General features: G+C 52.5%; 16 protein-coding genes. 13 read left to right on the top strand and 3 right to left on the bottom strand.

What is annotated here, in order from left to right; genetic code table 11:
- The first annotated feature begins 489 nt into the window (after positions 1–489).
- Entirely contained in the window at positions 490–1,263 is a 774-nt protein-coding gene (locus tag MKY64_RS14200) for a cupin domain-containing protein (protein ID WP_445671700.1), read from the top strand.
- 107 nt (positions 1,264–1,370) lie between these two features.
- Here the strand turns inward: MKY64_RS14200 and MKY64_RS14195 are convergent, their stop codons facing one another.
- The 3 genes from MKY64_RS14195 to MKY64_RS14185 all read right to left on the bottom strand — a co-directional run bounded on the left by MKY64_RS14195 (position 1,371) and on the right by MKY64_RS14185 (position 4,333).
- Positions 1,371–1,769, bottom strand: a complete 399-nt coding sequence (locus tag MKY64_RS14195; RefSeq protein WP_076074036.1) for a MerR family transcriptional regulator — start codon at positions 1,767–1,769, stop codon at positions 1,371–1,373.
- A gap of 37 nt (positions 1,770–1,806) precedes the next feature.
- The gene (locus tag MKY64_RS14190; protein ID WP_340953621.1) at positions 1,807–3,261 is read right to left on the bottom strand and encodes an alpha/beta hydrolase family protein; all 1,455 of its coding nucleotides are present in this window, start codon (positions 3,259–3,261) and stop codon (positions 1,807–1,809) included.
- A gap of 79 nt (positions 3,262–3,340) precedes the next feature.
- Positions 3,341–4,333, bottom strand: a complete 993-nt coding sequence (locus MKY64_RS14185; protein ID WP_340953619.1) for an acrylyl-CoA reductase family protein — start codon at positions 4,331–4,333, stop codon at positions 3,341–3,343.
- Between the two features lie 140 nt (positions 4,334–4,473).
- Between MKY64_RS14185 and MKY64_RS14180 the strand changes: the two genes are divergently transcribed.
- The 12 genes from MKY64_RS14180 (at position 4,474) to MKY64_RS14130 (ending at position 16,814) form a co-directional block, all read left to right on the top strand.
- Entirely contained in the window at positions 4,474–4,965 is a 492-nt protein-coding gene (locus MKY64_RS14180; protein WP_340953617.1) for a hypothetical protein, read from the top strand.
- Between the two features lie 81 nt (positions 4,966–5,046).
- The gene (locus MKY64_RS14175; protein WP_036729678.1) at positions 5,047–6,453 is read left to right on the top strand and encodes an NAD-dependent malic enzyme; all 1,407 of its coding nucleotides are present in this window, start codon (positions 5,047–5,049) and stop codon (positions 6,451–6,453) included.
- Between the two features lie 143 nt (positions 6,454–6,596).
- A complete protein-coding gene (locus MKY64_RS14170) occupies positions 6,597–7,136 on the top strand; it encodes an AAA family ATPase (protein ID WP_340953615.1) in 540 nt (179 codons plus the stop codon).
- A 28-nt stretch (positions 7,137–7,164) separates the two neighbouring features.
- Positions 7,165–7,602 (top strand): hypothetical protein, encoded by a 438-nt coding sequence (locus tag MKY64_RS14165; RefSeq protein WP_340953614.1) that lies wholly within the window; start codon positions 7,165–7,167, stop codon positions 7,600–7,602.
- Positions 7,603–7,614: 12 nt separating this feature from the next.
- Positions 7,615–8,181 (top strand): histidine phosphatase family protein, encoded by a 567-nt coding sequence (locus MKY64_RS33420; RefSeq protein ID WP_445671699.1) that lies wholly within the window; start codon positions 7,615–7,617, stop codon positions 8,179–8,181.
- Between the two features lie 37 nt (positions 8,182–8,218).
- The gene (locus tag MKY64_RS14160) at positions 8,219–8,662 is read left to right on the top strand and encodes a GNAT family N-acetyltransferase (protein WP_209879793.1); all 444 of its coding nucleotides are present in this window, start codon (positions 8,219–8,221) and stop codon (positions 8,660–8,662) included.
- A 13-nt stretch (positions 8,663–8,675) separates the two neighbouring features.
- Positions 8,676–9,575, top strand: a complete 900-nt coding sequence (locus MKY64_RS14155) for an alpha/beta fold hydrolase (RefSeq protein WP_340953609.1) — start codon at positions 8,676–8,678, stop codon at positions 9,573–9,575.
- A gap of 446 nt (positions 9,576–10,021) precedes the next feature.
- Positions 10,022–11,686, top strand: a complete 1,665-nt coding sequence (locus MKY64_RS14150) for a response regulator transcription factor (protein WP_340953606.1) — start codon at positions 10,022–10,024, stop codon at positions 11,684–11,686.
- Between the two features lie 5 nt (positions 11,687–11,691).
- The gene (locus MKY64_RS14145) at positions 11,692–13,467 is read left to right on the top strand and encodes a sensor histidine kinase (RefSeq protein WP_340953604.1); all 1,776 of its coding nucleotides are present in this window, start codon (positions 11,692–11,694) and stop codon (positions 13,465–13,467) included.
- Between the two features lie 194 nt (positions 13,468–13,661).
- Complete coding sequence (locus MKY64_RS14140; protein ID WP_340953601.1) at positions 13,662–14,990, top strand: ABC transporter substrate-binding protein; 1,329 nt, start codon at positions 13,662–13,664, stop codon at positions 14,988–14,990.
- Between the two features lie 110 nt (positions 14,991–15,100).
- On the top strand, positions 15,101–15,997 hold the full coding sequence (locus tag MKY64_RS14135; protein WP_209879802.1) for a carbohydrate ABC transporter permease: 897 nt from the start codon (positions 15,101–15,103) through the stop codon (positions 15,995–15,997).
- A complete protein-coding gene (locus tag MKY64_RS14130; protein WP_036729652.1) occupies positions 15,990–16,814 on the top strand; it encodes a carbohydrate ABC transporter permease in 825 nt (274 codons plus the stop codon). The genes MKY64_RS14135 and MKY64_RS14130 overlap by 8 nt, the downstream gene beginning before the upstream one ends.
- Positions 16,815–17,051 lie beyond the last annotated feature (237 nt).

Here is a 17,051-nt window from a genome sequence, read left to right as displayed (position 1 = left end):
GAAAAGGGTGTGGAGGCCCGGCGAGTATACGTGGAGTCTGGAGTGTATACGAAAAACCGAATACAATGGGCGTGGTGTCCCGAATGTATGTGGAAAACAGCATACATTGGGGCAGATACGGGGCCTCCGGTCAAAATGTATACGGAAAACAGCATACATTCGGGCGGAAGTGGGGCTCCGGGCAAAATGTATGTGGAAAACAGCATACATTCGGGCGGAAGTGGGGCGCCGGTCAAAATGTATGATGAAAACAGTATACATTCGTGAGGCTGCGGGGCATGTGAGACGTTATTCCTTTTATGGTTGCAGCCTCATCCAGCCCAGCCCGTCCGCCCAATCCATTGTCGAATTGACCTGTCCAGCTAATTATTCGGCTTAAGGGGCAAATTTACTGTGCGGCGGAGCTATTCATCGTCACCTGGGCATGGGCGGATACATATCCTATAACCAGAACGATAAAAAACGGCCCCGAGGAAAGGACGGATTTGTGTGACCTCTTATACGGACTATACGTCGCCCAATACACAGTTTACGTTTGATATGAACGGCAACACCTTATTCAAGAAGGATGACTGCAATTATATCAACGTACTGGGCATCAAAAATCTGAACACCCTGGAGAATACCTCGCTGCTCGATATCTATCTCAGCAGATCCAATGTGGTCGAGCCGCATTATCATCAAAATGCCGCTGAGCTGGTGTATTGTATCTCGGGCGCGGCTGTGGTGTCGCTGATCAACCCGTTTACGAACGAGTTGCTGCATTTTCCGATCACCCCGGGCCAGGTTGCCAATGTGCCGCAGGGCTGGTGGCATTATGAAGTGGCCACGATGGATTGCACCCATCTGCTGGCGATCTTCGATGCTCCAACACCGGAGGTCATCCTCGGCTCGGATCTTCTGAGCTTAACCCCGGCTAATGTGCTGGCACATACCTACTGCCTTAATGAAGCGCTGGTTAAGGAAGCACTCGCTCCGGTGAAGCCTCAGACCTTCATTGGTCCGCCTGCGGATTGCTGTCCTCCTGTGAAGGCGGCAGCCGAGAATATGAAGGGAACCCACATCGCTCCTGCCAATATGACGCCGATGATGGCTAATGCGAACATGCCGCCTTACATGCACCCGCAGCAGGCTCCGCAATCCTTCGGATACCAGCCGATGGCGGTACACGGTTATTATGCTCAGCCGTATGCCCAGCCCTACCGCCAGCAGCAATACGTCCAGGCTCCTCCGCAAGCAGTGCATGAGGCGGGGGCCGAGTAACAGAGATCCAGAGGGCACAAACGGCAGCGTATTCTGTGAATGCAGAATGACGCTGCCGATTTTTTTGCAAATATAAGAAATTATATGTTTCACACGATAACTTGTCTTCAATGATGCTGATCTGGAACCTGGAAGGAACGCAGATAATTCTGAATATCCTCCTGCGGGGTCTCAAGCAGACCGGCCAGCATGTTTTGAATAGCGTACAGGGCAGCAACCTTTTCGTCGATTTCGGTGATTTTGTCGCGGACGAGTTCCTTTAAGGTATCTTCATCCATCTTCGAGCCGAGCAGGGCAAGCGCCGCCTGGATTTCTTTCAGTGAATAGCCCAGGGACTGGGCATCCTTGATGAACTTCAGCTTGACCAGAATATCTGCAGAGTAGATCCGGTATCCCTTAGCGGTCCGTTCCGGGGCTGGCAGGATGCCGCTGTCCTCATAATAACGGATGGTTGCCGCACTCAGCCCCGCCTGCCGCGCCAGCTCACCACGGGTCATTCCCTTCATCTGGCATTACCTCCTGTATTTTGATATCTATCTGCTCCTATGGTCTCTTGTGCGTGTAGGCCGCTTCAAAGGTTACTTCCGGGTATTCGGCCGATGGACCGTTCAGCAGCGCCTGCGGCTCATCTAGCAGATACTGATCGAAAAATGACAGGACATAGGTTCTGCTTATATCTACAGTATGCACCGGATCAAGGCCATTGGCGAATAAGGAGGGCGACAGCAGGGCTATATCCGTAAAACTCTGGTGAATGAAATGATCCACTGTCAGATAATAGGTATCCCGGGTGCTGCGGCTCATAACTGACTTCAGATCCGGCGTGAATTCTTCATAGATCAGGGGATCTGTGTTCGCTTCGGGATGTGCAAGATTCTGCGCAGTCGTTCCGGACATCATATACATAAAAGGCTGCGTCAGCCCTTCACGGGCAACCTTGCCCCAGAACCCGCCTTCCAGACTGACACCGGCCTTAAACCGCTTGTCCTGGGCTAAAGCTTCGGCGGTTGTCGCCCCGCCATAGGAATGGCCGAAGATCCCCGCACGGCTGAGATCAAGCCTGCCTTGGAACAATCCATTCGGGTCTTGGGTATTCCAAGCCGTCAGGGTGTCCAGCACAAAGCTGGCGTCCGCTGTACGGATGGCAATTCCGCTCACATTGTAGTTGTAGAGCTCTCCGGAAGTATCGAACTTTGGATCAGGCACGTAGTAGGCCGAAGCGCCGTCCGGGTAAGTGACCTTGGCTGAGGTGTAAGGATGATCGATCCCTACGACAATATAGCCGTGGCTGACCAATTCTTCGATAATCGACATACTCTGGAATCGGGTAGAGCGGATTCCCGGCGAGAACAGCAGGACCGGATAGCTGGGTTCTTGTGCCGATAGCTTCACTCCGTCTGTAACATGAGTAGGAATATCGGTCACATGGCTGAATAGCTGTTTCGGCAATCCGAATACAAGGCTAATGGCTTCGCCTAGTGCGGAAGGGTAATGCTCCTTAGGCTTACCCTCAGTCTGGTCAGGATCGGCCGGATACCATACATTAACCATCAGCTTACGTTTGCCGCCTTCCTCAGCGCTCAGCGTCTCGTCACGCTGCTCATCGGTAAGCTCGCGTGCGATCGTCCCGATGGCATATTGCCCTGTTGGCTTAGGTTGCGTGAACATCGGCAGCAGCCTGGACGCATAGATGGATACTCCTGAAAGAAGGAGGACGAGAATAAGCAGTAGACTCTTCCATAACTTCGCATACTGCTTAGGCTGGCCCGTCCGGGGACGCTTCACAAGTCTGAATCCGAGTATGCTCAACAGCCCGAGCACTGCGGCGTAGGCCGGAGCCATCTGGATACGGTAATTCTCCAGCACCCCATGCATCACCACAGCCATAACGACAGCCAGCAGCATAAGGGTATCCAGTCTCCGGTTTTTCTTGGTCCCTATCATTCCTGCTGTAACAGCCAGAATCACCACAATGACTATAATCTCAAATGTTCTCATTTGTACTCCCTCCAACTCTATTCATCTGGAATAACTAGAGTATAAAGGTTGAAGTATACTTCAGGGTCAAGGTTAATTTCTAAGATAAGCGGACAAGCACCCGGCCCCGGGTGCCCGACTGGAGAATATCCTGAAGCGTCGCAGGCAGCTCAGTCAGGGAAATCTCACGGTCCACCAGCGTATCCAGCACCTCCGGCTTCATGTCACCTGCCATGCGCTGCCAGAGCTTGGCCCGTTTCTCCATAGGACAAGCTACGGAATCGATGCCGAGCAGACTGACTCCGCGCAGGATAAACGGCAGGACGGTGGTCGGGACAGCCGTGCCTGCGGTTAAGCCGCTTGCGGCCACTGCGCCGCCGTAGGCGATTTTGCTCAGGACCGCAGCAAGCGGGGCGCCCCCGACTGAATCTACTGCGGCCTGCCAGAGCTGCTTGTCCAGCGGCTTCACCGCACTGCCCGCGACCTCTTCACGGGAGATCACCTCAGCAGCGCCCAGCGCCTGCAGATATCCGGCTTCATCCGTTCTGCCGGTACTGGCAGTGACCTGATAGCCCAGCTTCGCCAGGATAGCGGTTGCCGCACCTCCGACACCGCCGGTGGCACCGGTGACGAGCACTTTTCCCTGATCAGGGGTCATTCCTTGAGCTTCCAGTGCTTGCACAGACAGTGCCGCCGTGAATCCTGCTGTGCCGTAGATCATCGCTTCCCGCAGCGTCAAGCCTTCTGGCAGTTCAATAACCCAGTCCGCAGGGATGCGGGCGTATTCGCTGAAGCCGCCGAAGTGGGAGACACCGATCCCATAGCTGGTGGCAATGACAGACTGGCCTTCGCGGAACCGGCTGTCCTTCGATGAGACTACCGTCCCTGACAGGTCAATCCCCGGAATGAACGGATAATTTCGCACAATATTCCCATTCGGGATGCTTGCCAGCCCGTCTTTATAGTTTACACTGGAATAAGCTACCTTAATTAACACTTCACCGGCAGGCAGTTCCTCCAGCGATACCGGTCTGACCTCTACGGAGAATGGTTCTGTCTTGTCCACTACCAATGCTTGAAAAGGGTTCATCATATCTTCTCTCTCCTAATCCGTGTTATATTTGTTTGGTTCAAAGATAAGAATTCATAGGCTTCGCGCCATTACTATTGTGCCCTGTCAATTAAGGAAACACAATGATATCCTACACTAAATGCTTACAAAGGAGCGTTTATATGAGAGTGAAAATACGTAAAACCGTGCTTACCACAGCAATCTGTCTCGTTCTGGGCGGAGGAGCGCTATACGGGTTCGCAGCATCTGATTCCGCCCCGGCGGTACACCGGCTGCGTCTAAGTGAGGACGAGCCTACGCGGTATTTGCAAGGGTTGGAGTCTGTGACTCAAGATCAGCTGGAGCTGTCCCTTGGCGATCAGATCCGTCCGGGTAATTATATCAGCATCCCTAATCATACAGAATTGCTATGGAGGAAGCCGGTGCCGACTCCGGAAGGTGAAGGGGAGCTGATCAAGTTCGTACAGGGGGGAAGCGCGGTCTATCCTGCTCCTGAAGTTACTTATTATTGGCTGTGTTATCAACGTCCCGGCAAGAGTGACAGCGATGATACGGTCACCTACTATATAGAAGCAAAAGTATTGGGGCAAGATGAAGAGGCTGCGGAAGCAGAGCTGTTAAAGCTGGCTGAAAACTGGGAAATTCCCGGTTAACCCGGATTTAATTGTGAACAACATGTGAACTGTAGTATATTGAGGATAGAATTCATCCGTCTGATGAGGGAGGCATACTCTATGTCCATTGCAACAACGATGATTATCCGGCTTGAAATCCGCAAGGCCGAAGCTTCTTTTGGTGATGTGGCGTCCAGGCTGGCAGCAGCCGGGGGCGATATTGTAGCGATTGACGTAATCCGTGGCGGCAAGGATGTGACGACCCGTGACCTGACTGTGAATGTGCAGGATGCGGCGAATGAAGAGATTATAAGTGTGCTGAAGAATATGCCTGGAATCAAAGTCATCAATGTCTCCGACCGAACCTTCCTGGCCCATCTCGGCGGCAAAATCGAGGTCACCCCGAAGATGCCGATCAAGAACCGGGAGGATCTGTCACTGGTGTATACCCCTGGTGTTGCCCGTGTCTGTACGGCGATTGCCGAAGATCCGTCCAAGGCGTATTCCCTGACGATGAAAAGAAATACGGTAGCGGTCGTCACCGACGGCACCGCAGTGCTGGGGCTTGGCGATATCGGACCGGAGGCGGCGATGCCGGTGATGGAGGGCAAGGCCATGCTGTTCAAGCAGCTGGCGGATATTGACGGGTTCCCGCTGTGTCTGGATACCAAGGACCCGGAAGAAATCATTCAGATTGTGAAAGCGGTTGCTCCCGGCTTCGGAGGGATCAATCTGGAGGACATCAGCTCTCCGCGCTGCTTCGAGATTGAACGGCGGCTGTCGGCGGAGCTGGATATTCCAGTCTTCCATGATGACCAGCACGGAACGGCAGTAGTTGCTCTGGCCGGATTGCTGAACGCGCTCCAGGTCGTGGAGAAGTCGATTGCAGACTCCAGAATTGTAGTCGTCGGCATCGGTGCGGCAGGTGTGTCGATCTGCCGTCTGCTGCTGGCGGCTGGCGCGAAGCAGCTCTACGCAGTAGACAAGGAAGGGATTCTGAACCGCAGCGAAGCCTACACCAATCCTGAATGGAGCTGGCTGGCCGAAGCAACGAACCCCGAGAATCTGAGCGGAGGACTGGATGAGGCGGTGCGCGGGGCAGATGTCTTCATCGGCGTATCCAGGGGAGGGATTTTGCAGGTTAGCCATCTGCAGAGCATGGCCCAGGACAGCATCGTGTTCGCTATGGCTAATCCGACCCCGGAGATTGAACCGGATCTGGCGGAGCCTTACGTCCGGGTGCTGGCAACCGGCAGAAGCGATTACCCTAACCAGATTAATAACGTGCTTTGTTTTCCGGGGATTTTCCGCGGGGCGCTGGACTGCAGGGCCAAGACGGTGAATCTGGAGATGAAGCTGGCAGCGGCGCAGGCCATTGCAGCAGTGGTGCACCCGGATGAAAGGAATGAGCAATATATTATTCCGAGCATTTTCAACGAAAAGGTCGTGGAGCAGGTACGTCTGGCTGTCATCCGGGCAGCTATCGCCACCGGCATCGCCCGGCGCATCCCGCCTGATGTGAGCTGAGGAGCACGCTGAGCATTAGGAAGGTGAACAAGCTGTGGCCTGGGGCTGCGGCTTTGTTTGCGTGGTCCATTTGCTTTATATATAAGGGGCAGCATGGTAAAATATACAAATGGATACAATGATTCTTTCATTCAGGAGGGCCTATGTACCGCAAAATTCATATTATGGGAGCTTCCGGGGCGGGAACAACAACCTTGGGCAAGGCGCTGGCGGCGAGGCTTCCGCATGTACATCTGGATAGTGACGACTACTATTGGGAACAGAAATACAGCATTAAGAGCGATGTTGCCGCACGTCTGAGCAGACTGGAGATGGACCTCAAGCGGCATGAGCCGTGGATTCTGTCCGGTGCGCTCTGCGGCTGGGGTGATCCGCTGCGCGACACCTTTGACCTGGTGATTTTCCTGTGGATTCCGGAGGAGATTCGTCTGGAACGGCTGCGGGCGCGGGAGTATGAACGTTACGGGGATGAGGGTCTGCCGGGCGGAGACAAGTATGAGGATGTTGAGAGCTTCATTGACTGGGCAGCGCTGTACGATACGGGCGGAATGGAGATCCGCAGCCGGATGCTGCATGAGGAGTGGATGGCCGGACTAAGCGGCGATCTTTTGCGGCTGGAAGGAGACCTTACGGTGGAGGAACGGGTGGAGGCAGTACTGCAATACCTATCCCGTTCACGTTAATGTAATCTATGGGAAAAGGGGGCTGACCATGAAGAAGATAGTGCGTGCGTTGCTGCTTCCGGCAATTCTGCTACTGCTGCTGACGTCCTGCAATACCGAAACGACCCATTTCAACTATACCTTCAAAGGCGAGGGGGACACCTGGTCAGGCGTCTATAAGCAGGAGGCCAGCCAGAAGCTGATTACGAAGAAGGATAAAGTGACAAGTGAAAGCTCCAAACAATATACCTTCGATTTGAAATACAAGGGTGAGCAGTCTGATCTGGGAGAAATCAAGCAGTTCAAATATGGCTACAAAGGCACCAGCGGCGGCAGCACCCGGACGGAGGAAGGACCCGTGCGCTGGGATATGCTGCATATGGGGGGATATGGGAATGGTGCGTTTGAATATGAGGACTCCGTCATTAAAGTCACTGTCGAGTGGGACGGGAAGAGTGAGGAGTTTGAGTTGAGAAATGCGAAATAGGGGATTAGAAGATTGAAGCTGGGACTAATTAGGCATTTCAAAGTAGACCTTAAACCGCAGCGGACTTGGCTGACAGGGGTACAATTCGATCAGTGGCTTCAAGAGTATGAATTAGCACCAATTCAAGCTCCTGAACATGAGATTGGGGGGCAGCGTTGGACCCTTTGTCTGTGTAGTGATCAGGCGAGGGCGGTACATACGGCAAGTTATTTTGAGGCTCAGAGGTTTGTGTATACAGAGCTGTTAAGGGAGATTAGCGTGGCAGCACTGCGGCTCGGGAGAATTAGGCTTAGCCGACTGCGTCTGCCTGTTTCTTTCTGGCTTATACTTGGACGTTTGTTCTGGTCGGTAGGTCATTCTTCTCAACCGGAGAGCCGAGTCGCTGTACTGCGGCGAGCGGATAGAGTAATTGATGCTTTGCTTGTTGATGAGGCGTGTGCGCAAGAAGGTTGTGTGCTAATTGTCAGTCATGGTGCATTCATGAAAGTACTAGACCGCAGGCTCCAGCGAAGGGGCTATGAGGCTGAACGTATGCGTTATCCTCGCAATGGTCAATTATTTATGTATGAAATGAAGTGATAGTTCCACAACCATATGAAAGCGGAGGCCACCTGTCATGGTAACCATAGAAGAAATCGGAATTGAATCGCTTGAAGCATTAAACACACTTTACCATGAATTAATAGGCGGGCCGACGGACCCGGTGAAGCTCGAAACCGCTTATCGGACAATCCGGGAGGATGAGCGGTATGTGCTGCTGGGTGCTTTTGTAGACGGGGAACTGCTGGGCTCCTTGATGGGGATCGTCTGCCAGGACCTGGTGGGCGATTGCCGCCCGTTCATGGTGATTGAGAACGTGGTCGTGTCTTCGCGCGCACGGCGGCAGGGGCTTGGCAAGAAGCTGATGACTGCGATCGAAGCGATTGCGCATGAACGGGACTGTTACTATATCATTTTCGTGTCGGGGGAGAAGCGGAAGGAAGCGCATATTTTCTATGAGGCGATGGGGTACAGGGAGGAAAAGGTTGAGGGATACCGCAAGCATCTCAGCTCGCATTAGGTGGGAGAAGGATATGGATCATGGAAAACTTATAAGTGTAGGACAGCATAGGTTGTACATCAGTATTATTGGTGAGGACAAAGGCATGCCTCCAGTGGTGTTGGAGCATGGCTGTGGTTCTTCCGCATTGTTCTGGACGCTTGTTGCTCCTGAGGTTGCTAAGCTCACACAAGTTATTGTATATGATCGTGCAGGCTATGGCTGGAGTGAGTCAGGACCGTTTCCGCGTACCAATGAGCAGTGCATAACTGAGCTGTATGAGCTGTTGCAGCAATCTGGGATGGAAGGTCCATATCTATTGGTCGGTCATTCCTATGGCGGATTAAATGTAAGGCTGTTTGCCGGGAGATATCCGGGGCTAGTGGCGGGAGTGGTGCTGGTAGATTCGATGCATGAGGATGAAGTCACAGCGCGGTTTCCGGAAGAGCATGTGAAAGGGCAGCTTTTGGCGGTGAGGTTCTATCGGGCCCTGAATTTGCTGTCCAGAACTGGATTGTTAAAGGTCTTGTCCGCATTGAGAAGCTTCCCCGGATTCTCTGCTACTATTAAGCCTTTTTCCAAGCAGACGCAAGCGCTGTTATGGAGATTATCCTTTCAAAAAAAGACTATAGCGGCCATGCACAGCGAGTTCTCTAATGTTCAGCCCGGCTATGAGCAGGTTAGGGAACTGAAGCAAACCGATATTCCATTGACCGTTATCAAATCGGAAATAGTCAATGACTTCTATCCGGGGACTTCGGAAGATACGAAGCGGATCATAAGAGAGAAGCTGCAGGAAGTGGCAAATGAGCTGAAGCATACCTCCACTAACGGTCACTTAGTTGAAGCACAGGGCAGTGGGCATAACATACATATTGAGAAACCGCAGGTTATTATCGATGCAATAGAGCAGATGCTTGGAATTCTTACTTGATTCATTTGATGAAGCGTGGTTGTATGCCTACCCTTCACCATTCAGTATTCTCAGTAGCTGGGACGTTTAAGTTCCGGCTCTAATTGTATTTACTACAATTAAAAACTTAGATTGGAGTGCTCAATGAGATTTAGTTGTATTTTCAGCAATTAGAATGTTAAGTGTTCTCCTTAAGAGGGAGTTTACTTGGATTTAGCTGTACAGAATACAATAAAAGTAGAAAAGTTCTGGTTTTCCCCGTTTTTAGCTGTATGAAATACAACTATCCTCTAGCCTATAGACTTCATCAGATTTCATCCCCGCATTAGTCTCTGAACACTTGTCCCGAAAGCTCTATCACCGCAAATCCCAGAATTTAAGTTTGACCATCTCCATGATAGCGCTTTATAATCCGTTCATAGTGGCTAGGGCCAGAGGTCAAAGACTACAGAAAGCGGGGGAGAATCATGAATCCAATATGCAAGGTGCTGATTGTGGACGATGAAATCCTGGTCCGGCAAGGGATTAAATATGTGCTGGACTGGGAGCAGGAAGGATTTAAGATCGTGGGTGAAGCGGCCAACGGGCGGGAAGCGCTGAATTCGCTGCAGACCCTGAAGCCGCATATCATCATTACGGATATTGTCATGCCGGTGATGGATGGCGAGGAGTTAACCCGGCTGGTGAAGCGCGATTATCCGGCTACCGAGGTGATTGTGCTAAGCAGCTTCAGCGAGTTCCATTATGTGCGCTCGACGTTCCAGCATGGGGTGGCGGACTATATTCTGAAGCCGAAGCTGGAAGCCGGGGCCTTATTGCAGGTGTTAAAAAAAACCCGGGACCGCATCCCGGAACTGAGTGCCGCCGGAGGACAAACGGAGGCAGCAGCGCAGCCGCTGGATACCCTGCTCGGCCGGATGCTGGCCGGTTACCGGCTGCCGCCGGAGAGCGAAGCGTATGTGAAGCAGCAGCTTCCGCATCACGCCTTCGCGCTGCTGGGCTGGGAACCGGTGCAGCAAGCACCGGGCGGCGAAGCCATGAACCATACCGCCATAAACGCGGTCAGCAGCGACAACGCTATGAATCATACCGCTATTAACGCGGTCAGCAGCAACGCAGCCAATGCACAAGAGGCCGCATCCGCTACCGTAGTTACCACTATTACCCGTGAACTAAACCAGTGTGTACCGGGATGGGTGCAGTGTATTATTCCAGTCGCAGAGCCTTCGGGGACTACATTCATGCTGATCAATCTGGAGGAAGCCCATTGGCCGCAGCTGCTAAAGGCTGTACACCAGTCGGCCGATACGATGGCCGGGCAGGAAGTGGAGCTGCGTCTGACGCTTAGCCGGAGATTCAGTTCTCTCAGCGAGCTTGCGGCCGTCCAGCAGGAGAGCAATGCGAGACTACAGCAGTGCCGGTTTTTCCGGCCGGAGCAGACCCTACTAATCCAGGAAAAACGTCCAGATCCGGAGACTCCGTTGCCGAAGTTCAATCTGGCGCAATTCACCGAGCAGTTGAAGCGTCAGCAGCTGGCGGAAGCATTCGGTGACCTGCATCAGCATGTGGATGCGCTCAGCCGCCAGAATGATGGAGATGTGTATCAGTTTAAGTCCTTCCTGGGCAATATTATCTTCAATATTACGAATCAGTTCAGTCATCTGCAGGAGCTGGAGGAGGGGAAATACGGCCTGTTCCGGGCCATCGATGAAGCGGGCACGGCCGAGCAGGCCATGCAGATTCTGGATGATTACCTGAGCCGGATCATGGAGCTGACTGCATCGGCAGCGCCTGCACAGGGCGGAAATGCGAATATGACGAAGCTGCTTCAGTACATAGAGGAGCATTATGCTGAGCCATTAACCCTTACGGAGCTGGCCCGTCATTTTCATTTCAATCCTTCCTATCTGTCGAGCCTGTTCACGACCTACAATCACGAGGGCTTCAAGGAGCATCTCAACACGGTCCGCACGGGCAGGGCGGCAGAGCTGCTGCGGGCCGGGGAGGCACCCATAGCGGAGATTAGCAGCATGGTCGGATACGGCGATCACAGCTATTTTTGCAAAGTGTTCAAGAAATATTACGGCTTGTCCCCGAGCGGCTACCGGCGTCAGCATTATGGGCAGGAGTAGAGCGTATGCGCAGATATTGGGAGCGGTTCAAATTTCACAGCCTGTTCATCAAAATCTTCCTCGTCATGCTGTTCAGCATCATCGCCGTAGCCATCGCTTCCTCCTGGACGACCGTCCGCATGTCGGAGAAGCTGTTCATGAATACGTTCAGCATTACGAATTCCAAGGTGATCAGCCAGATTAAGGCGAGCTTTGAAGCTTTTCATTATTCAATCGTTACGGCTACTAATAATACCCAGCTGAGTGGCACGATCCGTTCCTTCCTGTCTGAGGAGGACTCGGACTCCGTGCGGATGCTGCGGACCTATTACAATATGACCACGCAGATGAAGAAGATTCAGTCCACGCTCGATGCCTACCAGGTCGGGATCAAAATCATGGGCAAAAATGGCCGCAGCTACTCCACCAACACGAACAATCTGCTGATGAGTGACCGGGAGCTGCAGCGGCATGAGCTGACACGTAATACTTTGGCTGAACCGAAACGGCTGATGTATCAGTTCTATGAAGAGACGATGCCGGATTCGGCGCAGAAGGAAGCGGTGATAGTAGGCAGCAAAGCGCTGATGGACCGGACGACGGGCGATATTTACGGGACGCTGTATTTCACCATTCATGAACAGGATTTCCGCTCCTTCTACGGCAGCTTTGTCAGTACCGGGAACGATGTGGTGATCCTGAATAAGCAGGGGATGATAGTGTCCAGCAACCGCAGTGATCTGATGGGCCAGCGGGCAGAGGATCTATTGCAGGTGGCGAGGCAGATTGAGGAGCAGCAGCTTGCTTACCAGAACACCGATTTCCAGGGCACCGATTCGATTCTGATTGCGGATTACCTGCCGTCTTATGATTTCTATATTGTGAACCTGATCGATAAGCAGACGGCCCTCGGCCAGATGGTCAACGGTAAAATGGTCGTGCTGTTCTGCTCAGCCATCGTGGCCGTGGCCCTGATCGTGGTGTTCCTGATCTTCAGAAGGCTGACCCGGTCGCTCACGCTGCTTACCCGGCAGATGTCCAAGATCACCGAGCGTAACTTCCACAATTACATTACGGTTACGGGCAGCTTTGAATTTCAGGAGCTGGGTCATGCCTATAACTATATGCTGGACGAGCTGAATGAATATGTCGAGAAGCTGGTGGAGACGCAGAAGGAGCAGCGGAATGCCGAGCTTGCGGCCTTGCAGCATCAGATTAACCCGCATTTTCTGTACAATACGCTGGCTTCGGTCAACTTTCTGGTGCAGCAGGGCAGTCAGGAGAAGGCGGTGCAGACGATTCATGCCCTGATCTCAATGCTGCAGAATGCGCTGAGCAATGTCAGTGAGAGCATTACGGTGACGCAGGAACTGGAGAATCTGAAATCCTATGTCTTCATCAACCATGTGCGGTACGGCGAACGGATCCGGGTGAATTTCTTCATCTCCCCGGACTGTATGGAATACCATCTGCCGAAGCTGATTATTCAGCCGTTCATTGAGAATGCTTTCTTCCATGCGTTTACGCGCAAAAGCGGCGGATATATCCATATCCTCATCTCCCAGGATGCCGGATCTCTGCTCTGTGAGGTGGTGGATAACGGGGACGGAATGGATACCGGAGCGGCTGATCTGCCTATGTCAAGCCTTGCGGGGAAGCGCCAGCTGTTCACCGGAATCGGTATCCGCAATGTGCATGACCGGCTTGTACTAATGTATGGCGAAGAGTATGGAGTCACCATTAAGAGTGCGCCGGGGGAGGGGACTGCAATTCGAATCCGCCTGCCGCTGATGAAGGAGTGAGATAATTACCATTTTCCAAAAAAAGAACAAACGGCAATCAAGGTAACGCTTACAATCAGGCGATAAAATGACCAATCCCCATAAAGTAAGTTCTAACGGGTCCCCCGGACCGGGTGATAAGATTACTTATGTAATAAATAAGCGCTTACATTCAAGCGAGAGACAGTAAAGCGCATTAAAGGGGAGGCTTACCAATGAAAAAAGGCTTTGCGTTAGTCCTGATTTGCCTGCTTCTGCTTACGGCCTGCAGCTCGAACTCCGGGTCGAAGAACACCAGCAATAGCGCTGCGGACACGGGAAAGACAGAGAATACAGCAGCTACAGAGCCTGCACAGGCGAAGGAAATCACCATTTGGGCTTGGGACCCTGCATTCAACATCGCTGCACTGGAAGTGGCCAAAGCAGAATATGCCAAGACGAACCCGGATGTGAAAATTAACATTGTGGAATATGCACAGGCGGATATTATCCAGAAGCTGAACACGGGGCTGAATTCCGGAACCACCAAGGGTCTGCCGAACATCGTGCTGATTGAGGATTACCGTTCCCAGAGCTTCCTTCAATCGTACAAGGATTCCTTCTACGATCTGAGCAGCTCGATCAAGGGCGCTGACTTCGCAGATTACAAAAGCGGGCCGACCAGCCTGGACGGGAAGCAGTACGGGGTTCCTTTTGACTCCGGCGTTACCGGACTCTATGTCAGAACGGACTATCTGGAGCAGGCAGGCTACAAGCTGGCCGATCTGCAGGATATCGACTGGAAGCAATATATTGAAATCGGCAAAGCCGTGAAAGAGAAAACCGGCAAAGCGCTGATTACACTGGATCCGAACGACCTTGGACTAATCCGGGTGATGATTCAATCCGCAGGCAAATGGTATCTGAAGGAAGACGGCAAGACGCCGAATATCGCGGGGAATGCACCGCTTAAGGAAGCTTTTGAAACCTATAAGGAACTGACTGAATCAAACGTAGCTAAGGTACATGCAGACTGGAGCCAGTTCGTAGCCGCCCTGAACAGCGGCGATGTAGCCTCCGTGCCGACAGGCAACTGGATCACCCCTTCGATTACGGCTGAAGCGTCACAATCCGGCAAGTGGGGAATCGCACCGCTTCCTAAGCTGACTGCGAACAAATCCGTTCATGCTTCGAACCTGGGCGGAAGCTCCTGGTATGTCATGAATGTGGACGGTAAGGAGACGGCAGCAGACTTCATGGCGAAGACCTTCGGCTCGAATGTGGAAATGTACCAGAAGCTGCTCACGGACATCGGTGTCATCGGTACCTTCAAAGCGGCTGCGGGCGGAGAGGCTTACAGCCAGGCCAATGAATTCTTCAGCGGCCAGAAGATTGTATCCGATTTCGCCGCCTGGACGGAGCAGATCCCAAGCGTCAATTACGGAATCAACACGTATGCGATTGAAGACATCCTGATTGTAGAGATGCAGAATTATCTGAACGGCAAGGATATTGACAGCGTGCTGAGCGATGCCCAGGCCCAGGCCGAGTCACAGATTAAATAGTTAGGTTGTGCACACCGTGAACCTTGGGCGTGGCCTGCAGCTTCCGGGAGTTCAGGAGGCGGGCTGTGCCCGGGGCTTATTTTAAATGATAAGGAAAGGACTGGGCAGCTGTGCATCAAACTAATTCCAAACTAAGATTCCGCACCAAAAGCGTGTTGACCGGATGGTCCTTCGTCCTGCTTGCGGTCATTCTGATCTTCGTCTTCTATTTCTATCCGATGCTTCAGGCACTTATTCTGTCGTTCCAGACGGGAACGGGCAGCAATCTTACGTTTACCGGCTTCGATAACTATTCACGGCTTCTGTCTGACAAGACATTTATTGTATCGGTTAAGAACACCTTCATCTATCTGCTGGTTCAAGTGCCGCTGATGATCATCCTCGCGCTGTTTATCTCGGTGCTGCTGAATGACAGCAAGCTGAGATTCAAGGGGTTTTTCCGGACGGCGATCTTCCTGCCCTGTGTCACTTCACTGGTCGCGTATTCTGTGGTATTCAAGTATTTATTCTCCGGTAATGGCCTGGTGAATACGATGCTGCTGAAGCTCCATCTGGTCAGCGCCCCGATTGAATGGATCACCGATCCGTTCTGGGCCAAAATCACCATTATCCTAGCGATCACTTGGCGCTGGACGGGTTATAATATGATTTTTTACCTGTCGGCCCTGCAAAATATCGATCACTCCATCTACGAGGCCGCCAAAATTGACGGGGCATCTTCTTCCCGCCAGTTCTTCGGAATTACGGTCCCGCTGCTGAAGCCGATCATCCTGTTCACCTCGATTACCTCAACGATCGGGACGCTGCAATTGTTCGACGAGGTCATGAATATTACGAAGGGAGGCCCGGGCAACGCGACCCAGACAATCTCCCAGTACATCTACAATTTGTCATTCAAATATGCAGCAGACTTCGGCTATGCAGCCACCGTATCGTATTCGATTGTCATTATGATCGCGCTGCTGTCGGTCATCCAGTTCAAAGTGGCAGGTGATAAAAATGGCTAAAAGTAAACGTGTCTTCATGTATCTGTTCCTCAGCATTGCGGCCATTGTCTCAATTTTTCCATTCCTGTGGATGGTCGTCAGCTCGACGAACCAGTCGGTGGATGTCACCCGCGGGCGTCTGCTGCCAGGCACCCATCTGCTGGAGAATCTGCGTAAGCTGCTGGACACCACGGACCTGCAGTTATCCCTGATGAATTCAGCGAAAATCTCCATAACCACCACGCTGCTGGCGCTGCTGATTGCTTCGCTGGCCGGTTACGGCTTCGAGGTATTCCGCAGCCGCTCGAAGGATATTGTATTCAACATTCTGCTGCTGTCGATGATGATTCCGTTCGCCGCGCTGATGATCCCGCTGTACCGGATGTTCGGCCAGATCTCGAACGTCTTCCCGTGGATGGGCATTGATACGATGACCTCGGTCATTCTACCTACGGTGACTACCGCGTTCCTGATCTTCTTCTTCCGCCAGAGCACAAAGATGTTCCCGAAGGAGCTGCTGGAGGCCGGCAGAATGGATGGGCTTAGCGAGCTGGGCATCTTCCTGCGCATCTACCTGCCGACCATGAAGACGACTTACGCCGCCGGAGCGATCATTACGTTCATGTCGAGCTGGAACAACTATCTCTGGCCGCTGATCGTATTGCAGACTCCGCAGACCAAGACCATGCCGCTGCTCATCTCCACTCTCGGCTCGGGCTACGCCCCGGACTACGGGATGATTATGATCGCGATTGTGATTGGTACGATCCCGACGGCGCTGGTGTTCTTTGTGATGCAGAAGCAGTTTGTGGCTGGGATGATTGGGTCGGTGAAGTAAGGTGAACATGGGCAATTCAACACCTTGGGAATAGTCGTGGCTCCAGGGATTGTTTGGACTTTCGGCCGCTGTTAGATTTGGATTTCCTGATTTATGCCGCATAGTCTGCGGTAGAAATCCAAATCTAAAGGCGGACGCTGCCGCTCCTACAGTTCCAAACATCCCTTCCGCCACTTCTCCCAAATGGGGGAGAACCAAGTTCACTTACTATTGGGGTAGGGCAGGGGGAAAGGCAAG

Origin of the sequence: Paenibacillus sp. FSL R7-0210 (assembly GCF_038009085.1) — a bacterium.
Lineage (GTDB): Bacteria > Bacillota > Bacilli > Paenibacillales > Paenibacillaceae > Paenibacillus_AQ > Paenibacillus_AQ silagei.
Note: the sequence above shows the minus strand (reverse complement) of the source record. Positions and strands in the feature narration are given on the sequence as shown.